The organism is Treponema sp. (assembly GCF_051883275.1).
GTDB lineage: Bacteria > Spirochaetota > Spirochaetia > Treponematales > Treponemataceae > Treponema_D.
In genome coordinates this window covers 40,564-62,873 of sequence record NZ_JBJETK010000068.1, presented here as the reverse complement: position 1 = coordinate 62,873, position 22,310 = coordinate 40,564, and the positions used below count along the sequence as shown (strand labels likewise).

Sequence of the window (22,310 nt, the reverse complement as noted above, 5' to 3'; positions counted from 1 at the left end):
ATTGAATAGCAGAAAAAAAAATATTGTTGCGCTTGCCTTTGCAGGTGTTTTCTTTGGCTCCCTGATTGTTTCCGGTGTGTCCTTCTGTTTTTACAGGTACCACTGGAGGCAGATTTTCTACTTTGAATCTTATGAGTCAAGCCGTATATGCACGGAAACAAGGTATGCTGAAAAAAAGAAGGGAAATGATGCCGTGCGTTTCTTTGTGGATGAGCTTCTGCTTGGCCCGATGACAAACAGAGTCAAATTTCTTTTTTCCCCGGGAACAAGAACTGAATTCTGCTTTCTCAGCGGAAAAAATTTGTATCTTGGGTTTACAGCCGATGCTCTTTTTGTAAATTCCGAAACTTTTAATATGAAGAAAAGCGTTTCATTGTTGCACAAAAATATCATGAAAAATTTTAAGAATATTGATAGAATTTATTTATATATAGACGGAAAGCCCGTGCTTTGGGAGGATTGAGTTTTTTTTGGCTGTCAGCTTCTTTGATTTGCCTGGGAAAACTTCAGTTTTTAAAGCTTCCCCTGGGCTGTTTTGGGTAAAAAAAAAATAAAAGAAGTTGACAAAAATGTTTTCTTAATAGATACTATTATAACAAGGCTACATCATATATGTATTAAAAGGAGCTTCTAATGAAGAGGACTTTATTTTTAACCGTTGCTGCAATGATTTTGGCAGGTTCAGTCGCTGTTGCAAAAGAATCAGTTCTTATTGATTTTTCACAGCTTGATGCAGACACTGTAGCAGATGAGAATGGAAATCCAACACAGAATAGCAGAACTGTAATGGATTATTCTGTTGCTGCTGGTGCAACTTTCACAAGTGACCAGAAAACACTGATGAAAACATCATTGGCTCTTCCTGAATGGGAAGTTGTTCTCAACTCTTCTGCCAAGAACCCAGTTTCTGTTGCTCTTTCTCAGGTAGTTGCGGCTCCTGTAAAGGAATCAGCAGATGTTCCTTTTGCTGGAAAGAGTGTAATGGGTGTACGTGTTGTATTCCCAACATGGGCTAACAATGCAAATGCAAAGATTGTTCCTGCATTTGATATTCCTGCTTACGAGCCACTTTCTGATGCTAATGAAAATGGTGAGCGCCAGCAGCCAACTGACGAGCAGAAGGGAAAATATCTTTTTGAAGACGGCTATGGTGTTGTAAGAAATGTAGGCACATTGAAGTCAATCGCTGTTACAACAATGGGTATGAATTATCCACATGCTCTTTATGTTCTTCTCAAGGACAATGATGGAGTAGAGCGCCGCTACCTGATGGGAAATTTGTATTTTGACGGATGGAAGACTCTTATCTGGAACAACCCTGATTATATTTCAGAAGTTCGCACACGTGAAATCAGAGTTTACCCAATCTACCCACGCGGAATTCCGTTTGTAAAGTTCTCTGGATTCCAGGTTGTTCGTGATGCTTCTCATATCGGTGACAACTATATCGGTTACTTCAAGGATGTAAAGGTTATCTATGACCTTGCTATTCTTACTTCTGATCGCGATATTGATGATGAAGACCTTTGGGGAATTATCACAAAGAAAGAAAGAGATCGCCAGAATGGTGAGATGGCTCGCTTTGGAAACAAGCAGGTTAATCGTTATCTCGAAAAATCAAAGATGGCAACAGAAGCAGAATTTACTTCATCACTTGATGCAAATTCTAATTCTAATGCACAGTCATCAACACAGGATGCTGTTCAGTAATTTTTAGTTATTGTCTTGCATGTTAGACCGTCCTTACGGGACGGTCTTTTTTTATGATTTGAAAAAGGTTTTTTATTTTTATTTTCGTATATGTCTGAAAAGAATATTGTTCCCAATAAAATTAAAATTGAAAATTGCTACGAAAGTTATAGGCCCATATTTAATGAAATTTTGGGGAAAATTGAAAATTTATTGAAGCAAAATATTCATTTGCCGTCAAATCCTACATATAAATCAAGGATAAAGTCATTTTCCAGTTATTATAAGAAAATCCTCAGGCAAAAAGCAGAGGAGTCTTCTTCCGGAAAGGGACTTGTTGTGCTTACTGACATGATAGGCATCCGGGTAATTTGTGCTTTTGTGGAGGATCTTGCGCTTGTTGAAAAACAGATTGTGGACTTGTTTTCAGTAAAGGAAATTGAGCGTAAGGGGGCAGAGCAGTCATTTAAAGAGTTTGGCTATGAGTCTGTTCATATTCTTGTTTCTATTCCTGAAAACTGTCTGCCGGAAACAGGACTTTCTGATGATCTCAAGGATAAACTTGTCTGCGAAATTCAGATACGTACAATTTTACAGGATGCATGGGCGGAAGTTGAGCACGAGCTTGTTTACAAGTCTGAATTCAATCCTTTTGACAAGCCGTTGCGCAGAAAACTCGCTTCAATAAATGCAAGCCTTACTTTGGCCGATATTATTTTTCAGGAAATACGTGATTATCAAAAACGCCTTCAGAGTGAACTTGGCGCGCGGAGAAATTCATTTTATGAAAAGGCTGATGAATTTTCAGAGAATTTGCTTGGCTGTTCTAAGCCACAGGGATTCAAAGACATTGCATTGGAAACTTCTTCTTTTTCCAGAAACAGCATAGATGATTTGATTCTTGCCGCGCTGCATGAGCATAATGTTGGAAATTTCAAAAGCGCTATTGAAATTTATACCCAGATTATAAATTCTGTACCTACGCCTTCAGATTTGGTTCTGAGCGTTATTTTTAAGCATAGGGGAATGGCGTATTTTGCGCAAAATCTTTATGAAGAAGCTCTTTCTGATTTCAAGAAGAGCATTGATTATGACCCTAAATGTTTTAAATCCATGTATTATCAGGGGATTGTTTATTCAGTCCAGGGAAAAGACCAGGAAGCTGTCGCCTGCTTTGATAATTCTCTTTTAATTGATGCTTTTCAGAGTCATGTCTATTATAGGCGGGCTTTGTCATATTACAACATGGGCGAGTATTCAAAATCAATGGATGATGTAAACAGTGCTATTATGCTGGGATTGTCAGATAATGATTTGAATGCTTTGAAAATGAAGCTTGTAAAAAAATTTGATATGGGAATGTAAAAAAAATTATTTTTTTAATTTTGCTATTGACACAATATATTGTAATGTGATATATTTTCTACATCGCAATGAATGTTGCTTATGTCTCCCTCGTCTAGTGGTTAGGACATCGGGTTTTCATCCCGACAACATGGGTTCAATTCCCGTGGGAGATGCTTAAGACCCTTTTTTAGGGTCTTTTTTTTATTTAAATTATCTTTTCATTTGCCTTCTTGAACTGTCAAATAAATGTAAATAGAAGTGGAGTATAAAACTAAATCCATTTAAATAGCAGGAAGTTTTTATTCGCCTTTATAGAGGCATGGATGTCTTTTTGAAGAAATTCAACATGAAAAAAATAGCTGACTGAAAAATTTTCAGTCAGCATGTGCATTTTTTTATTCGTGCGGAATGTTTAATACCCCAAATGCTTGCATCGTATAAGGGGTATTAATTCCGACTGCAATACCCTGATATTGGTTGCGAAGTCTATAAAACCATGACAATTATTTTTGCAGTGAGAACGATTGAAACAAGAGCCAAGGGATATGTAGCCGCATACGCAGAAGAAACTTCATCAGTTCCTGCTGCTGCAATCAATGAGCCGAGAGCCGGTGTGCTTGTCATTCCGCCTGTAATTGAACCGAGGTTGTTGAAAATACTGAGCTTGAATACATAGCGGGCTATGATATATCCGGCAACCATAGGAACAGTTGTCATTATTGCTCCATAGATAAAGTAAGAGAACTTCACATTTGAAACAAAATTCACTCCGCCGGGAACTCCTGCGCCTATAAGGAACAGAACAAGCCCCAGTTCTCTCATGAAATTCAAAGTCTGCTTGCTGATTCTACAGTCAAGTTTTCCTATTCTTCCGAAGTGCCCTATTATAAGACCTGATACAAGCGTTCCGCCGGAATTTCCAAGAGAAAAATGTATCTTTGGAATTTCAATCGCGCCTATTACACAGCCCATGGCTACTGCAAGGAAAAACGGGAAAAAGCCGAATTCTTCAAGCTGAACGAGTTTTCCTTTTGGCTCTGGAATAGATATTGAATTGGCTGCCACAAAATGCTCGCGCTCTTTTACAATGTCAACTTTCAGGATTTTGGGAATAATCTGCACAAAAAGAACAACTCCTAAAACTCCGTAAAGATATGCTATTCCGTAGCCTGCGCTCACAGCATCCTGATCAACATTTGGAACTTCCTTTGCTGCTGAAAATCCAGGTGTGCTTGTAAGACCGCCTGTCAAAAGTCCGGCTGCCATTTCCGGGGAAAGATTGCCGTCGCATTTTACACAGATAACCGCAGTGATTCCTCCGATCGCGATTATTATCACTCCGAGAAGAAGGTATGCGATTGATTTTCTGTTGAATGTGCGGAAAAACTTAGGTCCGGCAATAAGTCCTACTGCTGTAACAAATAGAGCAGTTCCGATATTTGAAATAAGGCTGAAATTCGCCTTTATCGAAGAGCCCCACAGGACAATTTTTCTGTCTGCAACATAAAATTCAGGAACGTAGTGTATGGCGATTCCATAAATAATTGCTACAATGAGAACACCTGCCGTTCCAAGTGAAATGCCCTTTACGTTGATTCCGCCAAGCATAAAGCCGAGCACGCCGATAATAAAAATGATGAAAATAACCGACAATGCAGAGGAGCATAATCCGGCAAAATAAGTAATCATTTTTTTGACCTCTGTTAATTAAAGAATAATCTTTGCACACTATAGCACTTTGAGAAAACTTGTACAATCTGTTTGCAAAAATGCCGGGCTTGCTCAAACCAGCGTATTTTTTGACTCCCTTTTTTCTGTAAAATCCTTGATATTCTGAAGTGTTGTGTCTGCGATGGCTTTCAGGGCATTTGTTGTGAGAAACGCCTGATGGCCTGTTATAATGACATTCGGAAACGATAGAAGCCGTGAGAGCATATCGTCCTTTATGACATCCGCTGACCAGTCTGCAAAAAAGTACCGGCTTTCTTCCTCGTAGACATCAAGGGCGGCTCCTCCTATTGTTCTTTTTTTCAGAGCCTTTACAAGCGCATGGCTGTCTATGAGCGCGCCCCGGCCTGTGTTTATTATCACGGCATCATTCTTCATCATGGCAAGCGAGTTTTCATTTATAAGGTGCTTGGTGTCGTCAGTCAGCGGACAGTGCAGTGTGATTACATCGCTTTTCTGGAACAGCTCGATTAGCGGAATATATTTGAATCCCTTTTGATCTGCCCACTCATTATCAGGGTATGCGTCGTACATGATGATATTCATTCCGATGCCGGCCAGACATTCAGCCATGACCTTTCCTATTTTTCCTGTTCCTATTACGCCTGCTGTAAGACCGTTCAAGTCCCGGCCTGTCAGTCCGCTGAGCATGAAATTTCCTGAGCGGGTTCTAAGATATGCCTGGGGAATTTTCCGTGTGAGCGCAAGCAATATGGCAAGCGCGTGTTCTGCCACTGAATGTGGAGAGTATGAAGGAACTCTTGCAATTTTTATTCCGGCTTCTCTTGCGCTGTCAAGGTCAACATTGTTGAATCCTGCGCAGCGGAGGGCTATCATTTTTACACCGCATTTTTTTAGTGTGGCTATAACCGCTTTGTTAAGAGTGTCATTTACAAAAGTGCAGACCACATCGTATCCGGCTGCGGTCAATGCTGTTTTTTCTGTCAGATGAAAATCAAAGAAATCGATTGAAAATAAAAAATTCTTGTTCTGCTCTGAAAAAGACTCTTTGTCGTAGCTGCAGGCATCATAAAAAGCAATCTTGGTTTTTCCTGTTTCCATAAAAATCCTCCTGTCTGAAATTTCATTAATCCGCCTTTGAAAAATTATTGAAAGAAAATTTTTTAGGCGCCATTTTAAATATACTCATTTTTCAGGTGCAATGCATGATTTTGATTTTTTTATTTTCCGGGAATTTGCAAATTTTCATGATTTTTATTAGTATGAAGAGTGATTGCAGGACAATGCGAATTCGGATTTCCCTGTGTTTCTTAAAAAAAATTGGAGGCTTTTATGGATTCAAAGACTATGTTTAATTTAACTTATGGACTTTTTATTTTGACTGCAAGAAACGGCTCAAAGGATAACGGCTGCATTGTAAATACTGTGGGGCAGGTTACTTCACAGCCTAACAGAATTTCACTTGCGCTCAACAAAAGTAATTACACGCATGACATGATTATGCAGACAAAGGAATTCAATGTTTCCATTCTGTCTGAAAATTCAAAATTCGAAACATACAAGCACTGGGGATTTCAGAGCGGAAAGGATACTGATAAGATGCAGGCGGTTTCGTTTAAGAGATCTGACAACGGGCTTGTTTATATTCTTGAAGAAACAAATGCATTCCTGAGTGCAAAAGTTGTTTCTTCTGTCGACCTGGGAACGCACACTCTTTTTATTGCTGATGTTACTGACGGAGCAGTGCTGTCTGATGCTCCTTCTGCAACCTATTCATTTTATCAGAAAAATATCAAGCCGCGGCCTTCTTCAGCTGAAAAGAAAAAGGGATTTATCTGCACTGTATGCGGTTATATTTATGAAGGCGAAACGCTCCCTGATGATTTTATATGCCCGGTGTGCAAGCATCCCGCTTCTGATTTCAAGCCGATTGAATAACGGGAGCTAAAAAAGGTCTGTTGAAAAAACTCGGAATTATCCAAAATGCCTCTGATAAAGAAATCCGTGACAGAAAAAAAATTCATTTTACGGAATGTTTTCAGCAGTGCGAAGTTTAAAAACTGTTTTGCTGATGCATTGACATTGATGCTCTGTTTACGGTACAGTCTATCTATATGAAAAGAAAGCTTCTTCTACTAGCACTTGGTTTCTCATTTTTATGCCGGACTGACGGTTGCTGGTAGGCTGCTATGCTGTAAATCACAGACCTGTCGTTTGGCGGCAGGTCTTTTTTTTTCAAGAGAGGTGAATATGAAAACAAGTATGAATCCGATGGGAAAATACGCCCGCGTGGGTGATATTGATTTTCCTGAAAGAAAATGGCCTTCGAATAAAATAACAAAGGCTCCTGTATGGTGTTCTGTTGACCTCAGGGACGGCAACCAGGCACTTGTGAATCCCATGGGAATTGACACAAAGCTTGCTTTTTTTGATTTGCTCGTAAAGCTTGGGTTCAAGGAAATTGAAGTTGGATTTCCGGCTTCAAGCGACACCGAATATGAATTCATCCGCCGCCTGATTGAGGAAGACCATATTCCCGATGACGTTACCATTCAGGTTCTTTGCCAGGCCAGGGAGGCTCTTGTGCGAAAGACAATGGAGTCGCTCAAAGGCTGCAAACAGGCGATTTTCCATATCTATAATTCAACTTCACCGGCGCAGAGAAAATATACATTCGGAAAATCAAAGGAAGAAATAAAGAAGATTGCAGTTGACGGAGTTAAGTGCATAAAATCATGCCTTTCAGAAGAGGACCGCCGCAGAATCCGCCTTGAATATTCGCCGGAAAGCTTTTCTCACACTGAAATAGATTTTGCGATTGAAATCTGCGAGGCTGTGAAAAATGAATGGGGCTGCTCTCCGGACAGCAAGGTTATTTTGAATCTTCCTACAACGGTTGAGTGCTACACGCCTAATGTATATGCCGATGCGGTGGAGTATTTTTCGCGGCATATTTCCGGCCGGGAAAATGTAATTATAAGCACGCACTGCCACAATGACAGGGGAACTGGAGTTGCGTCCTGCGAGCTTGCTCTTCTTGCCGGAGCGGACAGAGTTGAAGGCTGTCTCTTTGGAAACGGTGAGCGCACGGGCAACCTTGATATTGTAAATGTTGCGCTCAATATGTTCAGCCAGGGAATTGATCCTTGCCTTGATTTCCATGATGTTCAGAGCATCGGGGAGCTTTATACAAAATTTACGGAAATGGAAATAAATCCGCGCACTCCCTATGTCGGAGAGCTTGTGTTTACAGCTTTCAGCGGAAGCCATCAGGACGCTATCAGAAAGGGAATGGCAGCCCGCGCCGGTATGCCTGCAAATGCGCTTTGGGATGTTCCTTACATTCTTATTGATCCGCATGACATCGGCAGACAGTACGAAGGCATAATCAGAATAAACAGCCAGTCTGGAAAGGGCGGAGCGGCATATATTCTTGAGCAGGACTATGGAATTTCCCTTCCAAAGGCAATGCACCCGGAGCTTGGAGCGCTTATAAAGGCCGCTGCGGACAAGGCTCAGCGTGAGCTTGGCAAGGAAGAAATATACAATCTTTTTGTAAGCAACTGGCTTGAGGCAAAAGGCAAGCTGGCGATAATAGACCTCGCGGAAACTCACCTTGAGGGAAAGGAAAGCTCTGAGTCCACTTCATGCCGCGCTGTTGTCGAATGGGAAGGCAAGCGTTATTCAATAGGAAAAACCGGAAACGGTCCGCTTGATGCGTTTGCAGGCGCGCTTTCTGAAACTCCGGCTCCGAAATTCAGCATAACGGCTTTTCATGAGCACAGTATCGGCACTGGAAACGATACTTCCGCAGTTGCGTACGTGCAGATTACCTGTGAGGACGGAAAACAGTACTGGGGAGCAGGAAGATCAACCAATGTCGGAAGGGCAGGCGTTGACGCTGTGGTAAGCGCATTGAACCAGATTCACTGACTTTTTGGACACTGAACAAGGCGAATGTCAGTTTCAGTGTTCATCCTAATGCTTTGAGCTTGCCCCGTAAAGTTTTGAATTTCCGGGGCAGTTTTTTGCGCTGGCGGATTTTCTTCCATTTGACAAACATCTTAAAAATGCATATATCTATTTGCAAATGACAAAGGATTTGACATCAGGAAGCCCCATGCGGCTTATTTTGGAATTTGCAGTTCCTGTTTTTTTAGGCTATCTGTTTCAGCAGTTTTACAACCTGGCTGATATTTTTATAGTGGGAAAATGTCTTGGCGTTTCTGCCCTTGCCTCGGTGGGCTCTACAGGCGCGGTTTGTTTTCTTATAATCGGCGGCTGCATGGGAATCTGCAATGGTTTTGCAATTCCTGTTTCTCAGATGTTCGGCGCAGGGGATTATTCTGAGATGCGCAAATTTATTTCAGGCGGAATTAAGCTTACTGTGTGCGCGGCGGCTGTTGTTACGGCGGTTACAGTTGTGTCCTGCAGGCCGCTTCTTGTTCTTATGAAGACTCCGGATGATATTTTCAGCGGCTCATACGGCTATCTTGTGATAATTCTTGCAGGAATTCCTGCTTCTCTTGCCTACAATCTGCTTGCGGCCGTTATCCGCTCTGTTGGGGACAGCCGGACTCCGCTTGTTTTTCTTGTGGTTTCCTCCGTCTTGAATATTGCGCTGGATCTTTTCTTTATTCTTGCGCTTGGGCTTGGAGTAGAAGGGGCTGCTCTTGCGACTGTGGTTTCGCAGTCGGTTTCCAGTATTGCCTGTCTTCTTTTTATTCTGAAAAATTATCCTGTGCTTCATCTTTCCCGCGAGGACTGGAAGACTTCCGCGCGCCATCTTTATATTCTGCTTTCCATGGGAATTCCGATGGGGCTCCAGTATTCCATTACGGCTGTCGGAAGCGTTCTGCTTCAGTCTGCTGTGAATGCGCTTGGCTCTGCGGCTGTTGCCTCTGTTTCGGCGGCTAGCAAAATTTCGATTTTCTTCTGCTGTCCTTTTGATGCAATGGGAACCACAATGGCGACCTATGCCGGGCAGAATACAGGTGCGCACCGGTTTTCAAGGCTGAATCCGGGGCTTTTCAGCTGCGGTTTGCTGGGACTTGTGTATTCGGCGGCGGCGTTTATGGTTATGCTTGTGTTCGGGCGGAGGCTTGGAATGATTCTTGTGGATGCTGGGAAGACTGAAATTCTTGCCAATGTCTATAAATTCCTTGTTGCGAACAGCGCGTTTTATTTTCCTCTTGCGCTTGTAAATATTGTGCGCTTTATGATCCAGGGAATGGGCTTTACGCGGCTTGCGCTTTTTGCCGGGCTTTTTGAACTTGCGGGGCGCGGAATGTTCGGGCTGTTTTTTGTGCCGCTGTTCGGATATACCGCCGCATGTTTTGCTTCTCCCTCTGCATGGATTCTTGCCGACTGCTTTTTGATTCCCGCCTATTTTTTCTGTAGAAAACGCCTTGAGTCTTCATCCTTCAAGTCATGATTTTTTTGTCTTTTTCAGTATAAGGGAAGCGCAGAGAATGAAGTTTCTGGAGCTTCCCATAAAATGCTTAACCCATTGAAGAAAAAAGCCGATGAATAATTGAGAGCGCGGTTTTCAGTTTTCTAAGAAAGTGCTGATTAACACTCAAAAGAGATTAATTGCCATAAAAGAGGTTTTTCCTATGGGTTTCAAAAGGATAGCATTGCTGTTCATCTTGTCTTGTGCTGTGTTCTGCGCTGAGGCGCTTTCTGTTGCATTTCAGGTTGTACAGCACGGGGATCCTGAAATCCGCAGTTCTTCTTTTACCATAGAAGACAGCATGTTTGATTTTTTCTTTGGAAAGGGAATCATTGTTTCAAATTCTCCTCCCGTTGTTTCCGATGCGGAAGAGAAGGATGCTTCGTTTTTCAAAAAATCTATGCAGGAAGCATGGGAAGGCGGCGTTGATTATTTTGTGGAGATGACGGTGTTTTTCACTCCGCAGAATTCAACAAATCCGGATTCAGACCAGCTTGCGAACATAGGCTCCGTTTCATGGAGGCTTGTTCATGTAGGCTCTGGCTCGGCTCTCGGCAGCGGAAAGAAAAATCCTCATGCCGGAAAAAATTATGCAGGGCTTTCTGATTTTATCTCTGACATAGCAGACGATATATATAGAATCATCCGTAGGTAGGGGACGTATGAAAAAAATTTTATCTGGAATTTTAATTTTATTGTTTTCAGTTTCTCTTTTTGCCGAGCCGCAGGGAGCTGTGGAGGGCATTATTGAGGTTGCCGGCAAAGACGATCTTCCGGCGGGATATTTTGGAAAAACCGCTGGCTATCTTCCGGGAGACAGCGTTTCAATAACAAATCCTAAGACAGGAATCACTTTGCAGATTCTGAATCTTGGAACTTTGGATGCATCCGACGGAATCGCAGTTCTTATTTCAGAGGAATCCGCAAAAAGCCTTGGAATTGAGCGCAATTCTGGAGTAAGGGTAAAGCTTGCCCCTCGCTCGGGATTTTTTGATGAAACCGTGTCGGGAAGCGCAGTGCTTGATGAAAAAACTTTGCCTGCTGAAAATGCTCCTGCCGCTGCTGTGCCAGCTGAAGTTGTGTCCGCCGAACCGGATGTGTCTGCCGCCGCAGCTCCAGAAGCACCTGTTGAAGCGCCGGCTGTTTCCGTTGCTGGAATTCCTCTGTTTGATGACGGGGACTCAGAAAATGCGCCGGATGAGATTCCTGATGAAGAGCCGCTGGAAAGCGCACAAGAAGCCGAGGCTGATTTTTCAACTGAACCAGAGCCTGAAATTGTTCCATTACAGGAAGATTCCACTGACGATTCTGTGATTGAAGATATTGAAGATTATGAGGTTATGGACGAACCTTGCGAAGAAAATACAGAGCCGGAAGATTCCGCCGAGCCGCTTGAGGATTATGAAAGCGTTGAGGATGGATTCCTTGAGTCAAAGAATGCAGTTGAGCAGCCGTCTCCTGCTGAGGAAAGCGAAGCTGAAGCTGTGCTTTCAGAAGAACTTTCACCTGTAGAAGAAGAAGCCGAGGCTGAAGAATTCCAGGACGAAGAGCCTGCTTGTGCAGAAGAAGATGATGAATTAGAATCCGAAGAATTTGAGGCAGAGGAAGTTTCGCCTGTAGAAGAAGAATCGCTTTCTGTAGAGGAGACTTCTCCTGTGGAAGATGTTTCAGAAGTGGAAGAAGTCGAGGAAGTTAAGGACGTAGAGGAAGTTGAAGAAACTGTTTCTGGCAGCGATGAATATGCTCCGATTATCCTTGTTCCGTCCGAGCCTGAAGCTCCAACGCCTGTCGAGCCTTCCAAGGAGCAGGTTGTGGAAATTGTTCCTGTTGAAGTAAGCCCTGTGCAGTCTGCTGTTGAATATCCTGTGAACATCAGGGACTATGTAAAGGCTTCGGAATCAGAACTTTCAAAGGGATGTTACTATGTTCAGATTGCAACAATGAGCAGTGACAAGAATATAGAAAAGCTTATTGTAAAGTATTCTAAATATCCTGTTGTGCTTATTCCGGCCGGAAAAAATTACCGTGTTCTTATAGGACCGCTTTCCGTTGATGAATACGGCGCAGTTCTTGCAAGGTTCAAGGATTTCGGCTTCAAGGATGCCTTTGTAAAGAAATTTTAACAGCAGAGCGTTTTCTAGTTCTTTATAGTTTTTGAATAGACTGTTCAATAGGCAGCGTTTTTCTGGAAGTTTTCAGATTCGCGCTTGGCTTATTGAGCAGTTTTTTGTTTTAAAAAGAATTTGCCTTATGGAATTTTATGATGTATAATATTTAATCAACTCGTGTTGATTTTTATTTGCGGTCTTTTTCCGCGCTTTGGAGGCTTTATGAATTCTTTGTGTAGAAATTTTTTTATTTGTGCTGAGGGCTTGATATCCCGCTGCTTGCATCGAAATCCGGCTGCGATACCTTCTAAGAATCAACATACTTCGCTGCTTGAGGTGAGGTTGTTGATTTCGCTGTTATGCTGCTTTTGTTTTTTTTCGGTTGGCTGCGGAGCTTTGGGCGGCAAGAATGAAAAAATAACAGTTCTTCCTGTGGAAAATCTTGCGGAAGATTTTATAATGGGCGCAGATGTGTCATCGATGATTTCAGTGGAAAAAGCCGGCGGAGTTTTTTATGATTCCAAGGGAAAAAAACAGGATCTTCTTAATCTGCTGAAAAGCGGCGGTGTGAACTGTGTCAGAGTGCGTGTCTGGAATGAGCCGTTTGACAAAAACGGAAATGGATACGGCGGCGGAAACTGTACCGTTGAAACTGCCGTGGAAATCGGAAAAAGGGCAGCGGCAGCCGGCCTTGATGTTTTGATTGATTTTCATTATTCAGATTTCTGGGCGGATCCAAACAAGCAGTCTGCTCCGAAGGCATGGAAGGATTTTTCGCTTGACCAGAAAAAATCTGCGGTGTCTTCTTTTACTTTGGAAAGCCTTCAGGCTTTGAAAAACGCCGGTGTAAATGTAAAAATGGTTCAGGTGGGAAATGAAATTAATAATGGAATCTGCGGCGAAATTTATGACGATGCTGTCTGCGCTCTGGTAAAGGCCGGATGTGACGCTGTTCGCTCGTTTGACAGCGGAATTCAGATTGCCGTTCACTATACTGATCCTCTTTCGGACGGCTATCTTGAAAAAAAGGCTTCGATGCTTGAAAAGTACAAGGTTGACTATGACATTTTTGCAACTTCCTATTATCCGTTCTGGCACGGAGATGTTGACAAGCTTTCTGTTGTGCTGAAAAAACTTTCAAATATATATGGTAAAAAAGTCATGGTCGCGGAAACTTCATATCCTTTCACGGACGAAGACGGGGACGGCTTTGGAAATGTTGTTTCTTCAATGTCAAGCAACCAGGAATTCCGCTATCCTATTTCAGTTGAAGGTCAGGCTGTTGCGGTCAGGGATGTGATTGCGGCTGTTGCTTCGGTAAAGAAGGGCGTGGGCGTGTTTTACTGGGAGCCTGCCTGGATTCCTGTGAAAAAATATGATCCGGCTGCTCCTGGCGCCGCCGATGTTCTTGCGGAAAATGCGCGATCCTGGGAAAAATTTGGCTGCGGATGGGCAAGTTCGTTTGCCGCGGAATATGACAGGGAAGTCGGCTCCGGAATGAACGGCGGAACATGGGATAATCAGGCGCTCTTTGATTTTGACGGAAAAGCCCTTGAGTCGCTGAATGTGTTCAAATATGCGCGGACAGGCTCCAGGGGAAAACTCGGTATAATACGCATTGAATCTCCGTCTGTTGAATTCGCATTCGGAAAACAGGGCGCGCTTCCTGGTACTGTCAGTGTTCTCTACAATAACGGCGAAGTAAAAAACGAGAGCGTTGAATGGGATGAAAAATCCGCCTCTGCTGTCATGCAGAATCCTTCGTTCGGAGAGTATGAAGTTTCCGGCAGGCTGAAAAACGGCACTCCTGTTTTATGCACTGTCCGGGTTACGGCAAGCAATTTCCTTGTCAACGGCAGCTTTGAAACTTCCGACCTGACAGGCTGGACTGTGGAAAACAAAATTGGCGCCGGGGAGCCTAAGGTTGACAGGAACAGCCAGAATGCAAGGGACGGCCTGTGCTATTTTACTGCATGGGATTCCAGCGGCTACGAATTCGATATTTCACAGAAAGTTGAAAATCTTTCATGCGGAAAATACAAGTGCTTTGCAAGCTTTGAGGGCACCGGAGTAAAAAATCCGAGCGGAACAGTTTTCAAGGTGAGCATATCAGGCAGGGACGGCTCTGTGAGGGAATTTTCAGCTGATGTGCAAATTCCGAATGTATGGAAAAAATTTTTCAGGGCAGAGCTTCCTGAGTTCGAGTTTACTGCGGAGGACGAGTCCATTACGGTGTCAGCGCATATAAAGGCTGAATTCGATGCCGCTGGAGGCGCGAACGGAGCGTGGATTGTGATGGACGACGTGAATCTTCTGCTTGTTGAATAATAGAAAAACCCTTGGTATAATCAGGCCATGCTTAGTTTTATTACACTTTTGTTTTGTCTTGGAGAAATCGCATTTCCTGCGCTCATGCTTTGCCTTGTCTATCCGTTCAGCAAAAGGGCTGCGCTTTTCTGGTCTGATTATATCACCTGCCACTGCGCAAGGGTTGTCTTTGCCCTGCTTGGATTTTACAGGAAATTCCGTCTTCTGGAAGATAAGAAAAGTCTGGAAAATCTTCCTCCGCAGTTTGTCGTGATTTCAAACCATCAGAGTCTTTTTGACATTGTGGTTTATCTGCGTTTTTTCGGCGGAAAAAAGGCAAGGTTCGTTGCAAAGGATACACTCGGCTGTGTTCCGATGGTAGGAAAAATGCTGAAGTCCCAGGGGCATTGCATGATTCCCCGCCACGGAAGTCCGTCTGTCGCGATGTTGTCGATAGATTCCTTTTCAGGACGTGTTCTTTCAGGCGGAAAAACGCCCATTATTTTTCCTGAGGGAACAAGAACCCGCGATGGAAATGTAGGGCAGTTCTATGCGGCCGGATTCAGGCGGCTTGTGGAAGGAACATCGCTTCCTGTTGCGGTCTGCGCGCTTGATGGCGGCTGGCAGATTTCAAGGCTTGATTCCCTGTTCAAAAATCTCCACAGAGGCTCTTACCGCGTGAAGGTTCTTAAAGTTTTTCCTTTTCCTTCAACAAAGGACGAGCAGAAGAATGTGCTGGAGGAAGCCAGGGAATTGATAAAAAATCAGCTTGATGAATGGAGAAAGCTTCCGCCGTCTTCTGATGCTGTTTAGTCCTGTTTTTTGGGAAAAGTTGCCTTTTATTTTGCCAAGAATCTAGGTTCTGTTCTTGACATACAAATATTAAATTGTGTATATTTTTAGAACATATAAAGAAATCTGTGGTTTTTCCAATGTCTGTTGATTTTGAATTGCCGCTGTTTCAAATAAAAAATAAGCTTCCTTTTCTTTGGAGGCTAAAAATCTATTATGGAGGAAGATAATGGCCGGAGCCAGTAAGAACTCTCGTACAACTGTTGCAACACAGAAATTTATTTGCCCAGATTGCGGCGGTGAAATTGTAATGAAGACGTTTTTTGAAAACGGAAAGCTTAAGAATCTTGCGGAATGTCAGAAGTGCAAGCGCATTGAACGCAGACCAAAAGATTTTAAATAAAATTAAATTAATGTTATTTTCATAGGAAATTATACGGAGGTATCCTGTGTCAGTAAAGAAAACATCTGCAGAAAAGAGACATGCTCAGAGCGAAGTCCGCAGAATGCGCAACAAGGCTGTAAAGTCTAGAATTCATACAAGCCTTAAAAAATATATGGAAGCTGTCTTGAAAAAGGATCAGCCGCTTGCCCAGGAAAAACTCAAGGTTCTTCATTCTGAACTTGACAATGCATACCGCAAGGGTGTTATAAAACTTAATGCATGTGCTCGTAAAAAGAGCCGTATGGCTGTTCTTTATAATGTAACTTTTGCAGCAGCAAAATAAATTAAAAAGGGAACTGTCTAATAGCTTTGTATTTAACTGTGTCCTGGATTTTCTCGGGATTATACTGAACAGTTTTTTTTAGGCGGTTCCTTTTATTATGGTATTGGAATGTCTTCAAAAAAAGTCACAAAAAACGATTTGCTGGAAGCTGTTTATCAAAATACAAAATGTGAAAAATTTGTAGTTCAATCTATAGTTGAAAATCTTTTTGATCAAATGAAAATATGTTTGAAGGAAGGGGATACTATAGAATTACGAGGTTTTGGAACTTTTGAACCTAGACTCCGCAAAGGAAGGCAGAATGCCCGTAATCCAAAGACAGGCCAGCAGCTTTCAGTTGCTCCACACTATGTTGTTGCTTTCCGCTCTGGACAGGAATTAAAAAGAGCGCTGTGGGATTTGCCTGTAAATGAATCATTCAATAAGACAAACTAAGTTTTTATGCAAGAGGTGTGCTGATGTCTAAATTTACTGCTGGAAATATAACAGTGTTCGGCCAGGAGACTGAATTTGACGGTGTGCTGAGTTTTTCAGATAATCTTGTGGTTACTGGAAAATTTCATGGAACTATACAGGCATCAGGAAATCTTGAAATTGAAAAGACCGCGGTTTGTGATATTGACAGAATGATTGCAAATTCGATTGTTGTTTCAGGAAAAATAACAGGAGACATAGAAGCCAAAGACCGCATAGAGCTTTGCGCTGGAAGCAGGGTTCACGGAGACCTGAAAGCAGCAAGACTTCGTATTTCTGATGGGGTAGAATTTGAAGGGAAAATTTCCATGCTGAAGGAAATACCGTCTTCTGATGTTTTTTCTGCCGCTTCGGATGAATATAAAAATTCTTTGATTATGCAGTCGAACGAAGCAAGGTAATTCTTGTTTTAGACTTATCTGAGGTTTCATTGAAAATATAAAAGTTTAATTTCATTGACAAAGACATTGTATTGAGATTAAAATAAAGAAATGTTTGAAATAATTCGCTGAATTCCGCGGTTTATTTTGTTTTGCAGTTTGCGTTGCAGGCTTGCCTATTTCGTTTTTATTTTTCTGAAAAAAAGAACATTCCTGAATTTTTCCCTGTGAGGGTTTTTATATAATCGCTGAAAGTTTTATTATTTTCAGCCGGAACATAAAATCAAAAAAACATTGCAGTTTTGTATACGGGAACTTATTTTGCAGTGCCTGTATTAAAAATGTCATATCCCATCTGTTTGGGGATTTCAAATTTTTTGGAGTAATCTATGGCAATTATTAAACGCCGTAATTCAGACGAGACAGCGGATTCCTTGGCGGAAGAAGCTGTGTCTCAGCTTGAAGGAAATGAAAATCCGGAGTCTGCGGATTCAGATGAGCCAAAGAGCCAGCCGAAAGTGAGGCGCCGGCGTGTTGTGAAAAAAACTTCTGAGCCGGAAAAGGATGATTCGGAAAATGCAGAGCAGTCTTCTGTGTCATTGCCGCCGGAAAGCGAGTCTTCTTCTGCGGATTCCTCTGCCGCTTTGGATAGTTCTGAGCAGCATTCTTCCTACGAGCAGGGCAGCGGATCCCAGGAAGAGCATTATTCCCGTCCGCGCTATGACAATACCAGAAGATGGAACGGAAACGGAAGATACGGAAACCGCCGCTATAACAACCGCTACAATAACACCAGTTACGAAAGAAATCTTCAGGCCAGGCTTGAAGCCGTTCAGGCCGCGCAGAAAATAGAAAATCCTGAAGAGTATGAGTCCAAACCCCGCCTTTTAATAAATGACCTTACCAAAAAAAGTATGCCAGAGCTTAGAGAACTTGGTGTTCAATATGGAATTTCCGCAGACGAAATGGCGCCGATGAAAAAACAGGATTTGATTTTTTCAATACTCAGGGCGCATACTGACCACGGCGGAATAATTTTTGCTTCTGGCGCGCTTGAAATTTTGCCGGATGGCTATGGTTTTTTGCGGAGTCCGCAGAATTCTTATCTTCCAGGGCCGGATGATATTTATATTTCTCCGAGCCAGATTCGCCTGTTCAATTTAAAGACGGGCGATACGATTTATGGCCAGACCAGAAGCCCCAAGGAAGGTGAAAAATTCTTTGCGCTTTTGAGGATTGAAACTGTAAATTTTGAAGATCCCTATGTTGCCCAGACACGTGTTCCTTTTGAAAATCTTACGCCGCTTTATCCAAATGAAAAGCTTCGCCTTGAAACTGTTTCAACTGAACTGAGCACCAGAATTGTTGATCTTTTTGTTCCTATTGGAAAAGGCCAGCGTCTTTTGATTGTAGCTCCTCCAAAGGCTGGAAAAACAACCTTGATGCAGAAAATTGCAAATGCGATAACGGTTAATAATCCTGAAGTCTATCTTATTGTTCTTCTTATCGATGAGCGTCCCGAGGAAGTTACAGAAATGGAGCGTTCCATAAGGGCCGAAGTTATTTCTTCGACATTTGACGAGCAGGCCACCCGCCATGTTCAGGTTGCTGAAATGGTTCTGGAAAAAGCAAAGAGGCTTGTTGAGCATAAGCGCGACGTTGTTATTTTCCTTGATTCTATAACACGTCTTGCACGCGCATATAACCAGACAGTTCCTACTTCCGGAAAAGTTCTCTCCGGCGGTGTTGATTCGAATGCTCTCCATAAGCCTAAGCGTTTTTTTGGCGCCGCGCGTAATGTCGAGGAGGGCGGTTCCCTTACAATAATTTCAACTTCGCTCATTGAAACAGGAAGCCGCATGGATGAAGTTATATTCGAGGAATTCAAGGGAACTGGAAACAGCGAGATAGACCTTGACAGAAAGCTTGCCGAGCGGAGGCTTTTTCCTGCAATCAATATCAAAAAGTCCGGCACAAGAAAAGAGGAGCTTCTTCTTTCCGAGGCAGAGCTTCAGAGAATGTGGATTCTGCGAAAGGTTCTTAATCCTATGGATGATGCTGACATGCTTGAGCTTATACGTGATAAAATGCGGAAAACCAAGGATAATGAGGCATTCCTTGCTTCAATGAATCCTGGCGGAATGTCAGAAGAATAAAAAAAACACGGCCTGCAAAATGTCTTTTCAAGGCATCTTTGCAAAGCCGCGCGCCTGAAATGCACCCTGAGGTTTTTCAGGGCAGTCATTCGGATTGCTTGCACCGCATTTTTAGATTACTGTTCCATCCGGAATTACAGCGCCTTTTCTTATAACAATGATTCCGTCTGAACTGTAGAACAGCCCGTGGTCACCGTCTTCATAAGTTTTTCCATTGATGTTTATACAGCAGTTGTCTCCGATATGGGCATTTTTATCGATGATAGCCTTGTTTATCTTGCAGTTCTTTCCGATTCCAAGGTTTGGAACTTTCTTTTTTCTGTTTTCTGCCTTTTCTTCTTCAGTCTCGTAAAAGTCTGCTCCCATCATTACAACGCCGTTCAAATCGCATCCTTCATTTATTATAGAGCGGATTCCTATAACTGATTTTTGGAGCCTTGAGTATTCAATGACGCATCCTTCGCTTGCAAGTGTGGCTGTCATGTTTGCATTGTTGATTTTGCTCGGAGGAAGATTGCGCATCTGTGTGTAGATAGGCTTGTCCTCCTCATAGAGGTTGAAATTTGGAACAGGATTTGTGAGGTCAAGCGTGGCTTCATAGAACGAGCGGATTGTTCCGATGTCTTCCCAGTAGTCATTGAAGATATAGCTGTTCACCTGCTTTGACTTGATTGCCATTGGAATAATTTCCTTTCCAAAGTCAGTCTTGTCGTTGTCCAGAAGCTCTTCCATTGTAGAGGCATTAAAAATATAAATACCCATGGATGCAAGGTATTCAAGGCTGGCAGGAAGATCTCCTCTTGACTTCTCAGGGATTTTCCATGCGTCAATATTCTGATCCTTGGCTGGCTTTTCCATGAATGCCGTAATTCTGCTGGAGTCATCAACCTGCATGATTCCAAATCCGGAGGCATCTCTTCTGTTGACAGCCTTTGCGGCTATTGTGATTTCAGCTCCGCTTTCAATATGCTTTGTCATGAAATCCTTGAGGTTCATTTTATAAAGCTGGTCGCCGGAAAGAATTATGTAATGGGTGGGATGCTGAACTCTGAAATGACCGAAATTTTTCCGCACAGCATCCGCAGTTCCTTCATACCATCCTGAATGTTCAAGTGTCTGCTCCGCCGCGAGAATTTCTACAAAGCCGCCTGAAAAACGGTCGAAGTTGTATGAATTGTTTATGTGCAGATGGAGCGAGGCTGAGTTGAACTGTGTAAGAAGATATATTTTTTTGTAACCGGAATTTATACAATTTGAAATCGGAATATCGACAATTCTATATTTTCCGCCGAAAGGAACAGCAGGCTTGGAGCGTTCCTTTGTAAGTGGGTATAGGCGTGTTCCCTTTCCGCCGCCCAGGATGATTGCAAGAACTCTTGGTTCTTCAGTGTTTTTTAAAGCCATATTGTTAAATTCCTCCGCTTGTTAAAACTTGAGATGTGTTTTCAATAATTATAAATCAGTTTTTGAATTTTGCAACAAAATATCTTAATTTCCTTATATATTTGGGCCTTGAAATTCTTTTGCGCTGATTTTTTGTTTTTTTTCTATTTTTCTCTTGTGCTTTTTTGCAGAAAACTGTATATTGGTTTTAGTTAGTTATTGCTAACCAGTGTATTTCAGTTTGCCTTTTTCCAGAATGTCGGACTGCTGAAAACCGGCGTTCTGGAAATTTTTCAAACAGAATGTTTTGCAATATTCCAGAAAATGCGAAAACTGCATCCAGCGTTTTATTGTTCTGCAGAAAATCTTTGAATTATCAAAGTTATTTTCATATCTTATAAGTATCGGGTTTTTAGGGAAGTGTGAGATAAAGTCTGCTGAAATGGCGCGGCTTTTATCTGCTTCTTCTTGATTTTTTATGGGAGGTTAGGATGAATTATCTTGAAATTGAAAAAATCACCGGACGGGAAATTATTGATTCCCGCGGAAATCCTACTGTTGAGGCGGAAGTCCGCTTGTCAGATGGAACGATCGGTCGCGGCGCGGCTCCAAGCGGTGCTTCTACCGGTGAATTTGAGGCGCTTGAACTTCGCGACGGCGATAAAGGCCGTTTCGGCGGAAAGGGCGTTTCAAAGGCAGTGAACAACATAAACAGCGTAATCTGCAAGACACTTTCGGGAATGAACGCTTCTGATATTTACGCAGTTGACGCGGCGATGATTCATGCAGACGGAACAAAAGACAAATCGAATCTCGGTGCAAATGCGATTCTTGCGGTGTCTATTGCGGCTGCAAGGGCGGCATCGATTTCGCTCGATATTCCCCTGTACCGTTTTTTGGGCGGAGCAAATGCAAACAGGCTTCCGGTTCCGATGATGAATATTCTGAACGGAGGGGCGCACGCGGCGAATACAGTTGATGTTCAGGAATTTATGATTATGCCGGCAGGCGCGCAAAGCTTTAGGGAAGGGCTTCGCTGGTGCACAGAAGTTTTCCATTCCTTGGGCGCGATTTTGAAAAGCAAGGGGCTTTCAACTGGTGTGGGAGACGAGGGCGGATTTGCTCCTGACCTTGCGAGCGACGAAGAGGCGATTGAGTTCATTCTTGAGGCAATACAGAAAGCCGGCTATAAACCGGGCAGTGATTTTGTCCTCGCTATGGATGCCGCTTCAAGTGAATGGAAGACAGTGAAAAAAGGCGAGTATCTGCTTCCCAAGGCAAAAAAGATATTCACTTCCGCGGAGCTTGTGGCGCACTGGAAAACACTCTGCGGAAAATATCCGATTTATTCGATTGAGGACGGACTTGACGAGGAAGACTGGGACGGCTGGAAGCTTATGACGGCGGAACTCGGAAACAAAGTGCAGCTTGTAGGCGACGACCTTTTTGTAACCAACACTGAGCGGCTCAAAAAGGGAATTGACGGAGGCTGCGGAAATTCAATTCTCATCAAGCTGAATCAAATCGGCTCAGTTTCGGAAACACTTGAAGCAATAAAAATGGCTCACAGCGCAGGGTATACGGCGATAGCTTCCCACCGCTCGGGAGAAACGGAGGATACTACAATCGCAGACCTTGCAGTCGCCCTGAACACCTGCCAGATAAAAACAGGCGCGCCGAGCCGGAGCGAGCGTGTTGCAAAATACAACCAGCTTCTCCGCATAGAAGAGGAGCTTGGCGCAAGCGCAGTTTATCCTGGATTCAGCGCATTCAAATTCAAGAAATAAAATCAGGGCAGAGGCAAA

Annotated in this window: 19 protein-coding genes and 1 tRNA gene; 17 read left to right on the top strand and 3 right to left on the bottom strand. The window is 42.9% G+C overall.

What is annotated here, in order from left to right; translation table 11 throughout:
- The first annotated feature begins 1 nt into the window (after position 1).
- The 4 genes from ACI4L0_RS10635 to ACI4L0_RS10620 all read left to right on the top strand — a co-directional run bounded on the left by ACI4L0_RS10635 (position 2) and on the right by ACI4L0_RS10620 (position 3,209).
- On the top strand, positions 2–463 hold the full coding sequence (locus ACI4L0_RS10635; protein WP_439800149.1) for a GerMN domain-containing protein: 462 nt from the start codon (positions 2–4) through the stop codon (positions 461–463).
- A gap of 170 nt (positions 464–633) precedes the next feature.
- Positions 634–1,710: a flagellar filament outer layer protein FlaA gene (locus ACI4L0_RS10630; protein WP_439800148.1), complete on the top strand. Its 1,077-nt coding sequence runs from the start codon at positions 634–636 to the stop codon at positions 1,708–1,710.
- A 90-nt stretch (positions 1,711–1,800) separates the two neighbouring features.
- Positions 1,801–3,054, top strand: a complete 1,254-nt coding sequence (locus tag ACI4L0_RS10625) for a (p)ppGpp synthetase (protein ID WP_439800147.1) — start codon at positions 1,801–1,803, stop codon at positions 3,052–3,054.
- A gap of 83 nt (positions 3,055–3,137) precedes the next feature.
- Positions 3,138–3,209 (top strand) — tRNA-Glu (locus ACI4L0_RS10620).
- Positions 3,210–3,522: 313 nt separating this feature from the next.
- On the opposite strand, the gene ACI4L0_RS10615 is transcribed toward ACI4L0_RS10620, so the two are convergent.
- Both ACI4L0_RS10615 and ACI4L0_RS10610 read right to left on the bottom strand, forming a co-directional pair.
- Positions 3,523–4,725: a YidE/YbjL duplication gene (locus ACI4L0_RS10615; RefSeq protein ID WP_439800146.1), complete on the bottom strand. Its 1,203-nt coding sequence runs from the start codon at positions 4,723–4,725 to the stop codon at positions 3,523–3,525.
- A gap of 93 nt (positions 4,726–4,818) precedes the next feature.
- A complete protein-coding gene (locus tag ACI4L0_RS10610; RefSeq protein ID WP_439800145.1) occupies positions 4,819–5,826 on the bottom strand; it encodes a 2-hydroxyacid dehydrogenase in 1,008 nt (335 codons plus the stop codon).
- A gap of 231 nt (positions 5,827–6,057) precedes the next feature.
- Here ACI4L0_RS10610 and ACI4L0_RS10605 point away from each other — a divergent pair, with 231 nt between their 5' ends.
- The 12 genes from ACI4L0_RS10605 to rho all read left to right on the top strand — a co-directional run bounded on the left by ACI4L0_RS10605 (position 6,058) and on the right by rho (position 19,122).
- The gene (locus ACI4L0_RS10605) at positions 6,058–6,663 is read left to right on the top strand and encodes a flavin reductase (protein WP_439800144.1); all 606 of its coding nucleotides are present in this window, start codon (positions 6,058–6,060) and stop codon (positions 6,661–6,663) included.
- A 312-nt stretch (positions 6,664–6,975) separates the two neighbouring features.
- Positions 6,976–8,658 carry a 2-isopropylmalate synthase gene (locus ACI4L0_RS10600; protein ID WP_439800143.1) on the top strand — a complete coding sequence of 561 codons (1,683 nt, stop codon included), beginning with the start codon at positions 6,976–6,978 and terminating at the stop codon, positions 8,656–8,658.
- Positions 8,659–8,845: 187 nt separating this feature from the next.
- The gene (locus ACI4L0_RS10595) at positions 8,846–10,159 is read left to right on the top strand and encodes an MATE family efflux transporter (protein WP_439800142.1); all 1,314 of its coding nucleotides are present in this window, start codon (positions 8,846–8,848) and stop codon (positions 10,157–10,159) included.
- A 181-nt stretch (positions 10,160–10,340) separates the two neighbouring features.
- On the top strand, positions 10,341–10,832 hold the full coding sequence (locus ACI4L0_RS10590; RefSeq protein ID WP_439800141.1) for a hypothetical protein: 492 nt from the start codon (positions 10,341–10,343) through the stop codon (positions 10,830–10,832).
- Positions 10,833–10,839: 7 nt separating this feature from the next.
- Positions 10,840–12,300 (top strand): SPOR domain-containing protein, encoded by a 1,461-nt coding sequence (locus ACI4L0_RS10585; RefSeq protein WP_439800140.1) that lies wholly within the window; start codon positions 10,840–10,842, stop codon positions 12,298–12,300.
- A gap of 381 nt (positions 12,301–12,681) precedes the next feature.
- Positions 12,682–14,613: a glycosyl hydrolase 53 family protein gene (locus ACI4L0_RS10580; RefSeq protein WP_439800139.1), complete on the top strand. Its 1,932-nt coding sequence runs from the start codon at positions 12,682–12,684 to the stop codon at positions 14,611–14,613.
- A gap of 27 nt (positions 14,614–14,640) precedes the next feature.
- The gene (locus ACI4L0_RS10575) at positions 14,641–15,405 is read left to right on the top strand and encodes a lysophospholipid acyltransferase family protein (protein WP_439800138.1); all 765 of its coding nucleotides are present in this window, start codon (positions 14,641–14,643) and stop codon (positions 15,403–15,405) included.
- A gap of 208 nt (positions 15,406–15,613) precedes the next feature.
- Positions 15,614–15,787, top strand: a complete 174-nt coding sequence (locus ACI4L0_RS10570) for a hypothetical protein (protein WP_013701598.1) — start codon at positions 15,614–15,616, stop codon at positions 15,785–15,787.
- A 46-nt stretch (positions 15,788–15,833) separates the two neighbouring features.
- Positions 15,834–16,112, top strand: coding sequence for a 30S ribosomal protein S20 (gene rpsT, locus ACI4L0_RS10565; RefSeq protein WP_439800137.1), 279 nt, complete (start codon positions 15,834–15,836; stop codon positions 16,110–16,112).
- A gap of 108 nt (positions 16,113–16,220) precedes the next feature.
- Positions 16,221–16,547: an HU family DNA-binding protein gene (locus tag ACI4L0_RS10560; RefSeq protein ID WP_439800136.1), complete on the top strand. Its 327-nt coding sequence runs from the start codon at positions 16,221–16,223 to the stop codon at positions 16,545–16,547.
- Between the two features lie 23 nt (positions 16,548–16,570).
- Entirely contained in the window at positions 16,571–16,987 is a 417-nt protein-coding gene (locus ACI4L0_RS10555) for a bactofilin family protein (RefSeq protein WP_439800135.1), read from the top strand.
- Between the two features lie 368 nt (positions 16,988–17,355).
- Complete coding sequence (rho, locus tag ACI4L0_RS10550) at positions 17,356–19,122, top strand: transcription termination factor Rho (protein WP_439800134.1); 1,767 nt, start codon at positions 17,356–17,358, stop codon at positions 19,120–19,122.
- Between the two features lie 111 nt (positions 19,123–19,233).
- Here the strand turns inward: rho and ACI4L0_RS10545 are convergent, their stop codons facing one another.
- Positions 19,234–20,526, bottom strand: a complete 1,293-nt coding sequence (locus ACI4L0_RS10545; protein WP_439800133.1) for a glucose-1-phosphate adenylyltransferase — start codon at positions 20,524–20,526, stop codon at positions 19,234–19,236.
- Between the two features lie 470 nt (positions 20,527–20,996).
- On the opposite strand from ACI4L0_RS10545, the gene eno reads away from it, so the two are divergent.
- Positions 20,997–22,292: a phosphopyruvate hydratase gene (gene eno, locus ACI4L0_RS10540; protein ID WP_439800132.1), complete on the top strand. Its 1,296-nt coding sequence runs from the start codon at positions 20,997–20,999 to the stop codon at positions 22,290–22,292.
- Positions 22,293–22,310 lie beyond the last annotated feature (18 nt).

Bases quoted from the DNA above. Each gene is read 5' to 3' on its own strand.
- ACI4L0_RS10545 (WP_439800133.1), bottom strand. From the start codon at position 20,526: ATGGCTTTAAAAAACACTGAAGAACCAAGAGTTCTTGCAATCATCCTG.
- ACI4L0_RS10600 (WP_439800143.1), top strand. From the start codon at position 6,976: ATGAAAACAAGTATGAATCCGATGGGAAAATACGCCCGCGTGGGTGAT.
- ACI4L0_RS10590 (WP_439800141.1), top strand. From the start codon at position 10,341: ATGGGTTTCAAAAGGATAGCATTGCTGTTCATCTTGTCTTGTGCTGTG.
- ACI4L0_RS10595 (WP_439800142.1), top strand. From the start codon at position 8,846: ATGCGGCTTATTTTGGAATTTGCAGTTCCTGTTTTTTTAGGCTATCTG.
- ACI4L0_RS10605 (WP_439800144.1), top strand. From the start codon at position 6,058: ATGGATTCAAAGACTATGTTTAATTTAACTTATGGACTTTTTATTTTG.
- ACI4L0_RS10560 (WP_439800136.1), top strand. From the start codon at position 16,221: ATGTCTTCAAAAAAAGTCACAAAAAACGATTTGCTGGAAGCTGTTTAT.
- ACI4L0_RS10575 (WP_439800138.1), top strand. From the start codon at position 14,641: ATGCTTAGTTTTATTACACTTTTGTTTTGTCTTGGAGAAATCGCATTT.
- rho (WP_439800134.1), top strand. From the start codon at position 17,356: ATGGCAATTATTAAACGCCGTAATTCAGACGAGACAGCGGATTCCTTG.
- ACI4L0_RS10615 (WP_439800146.1), bottom strand. From the start codon at position 4,725: ATGATTACTTATTTTGCCGGATTATGCTCCTCTGCATTGTCGGTTATT.
- ACI4L0_RS10570 (WP_013701598.1), top strand. From the start codon at position 15,614: ATGGCCGGAGCCAGTAAGAACTCTCGTACAACTGTTGCAACACAGAAA.
- ACI4L0_RS10625 (WP_439800147.1), top strand. From the start codon at position 1,801: ATGTCTGAAAAGAATATTGTTCCCAATAAAATTAAAATTGAAAATTGC.
- ACI4L0_RS10610 (WP_439800145.1), bottom strand. From the start codon at position 5,826: ATGGAAACAGGAAAAACCAAGATTGCTTTTTATGATGCCTGCAGCTAC.
- ACI4L0_RS10555 (WP_439800135.1), top strand. From the start codon at position 16,571: ATGTCTAAATTTACTGCTGGAAATATAACAGTGTTCGGCCAGGAGACT.
- ACI4L0_RS10630 (WP_439800148.1), top strand. From the start codon at position 634: ATGAAGAGGACTTTATTTTTAACCGTTGCTGCAATGATTTTGGCAGGT.
- eno (WP_439800132.1), top strand. From the start codon at position 20,997: ATGAATTATCTTGAAATTGAAAAAATCACCGGACGGGAAATTATTGAT.
- ACI4L0_RS10585 (WP_439800140.1), top strand. From the start codon at position 10,840: ATGAAAAAAATTTTATCTGGAATTTTAATTTTATTGTTTTCAGTTTCT.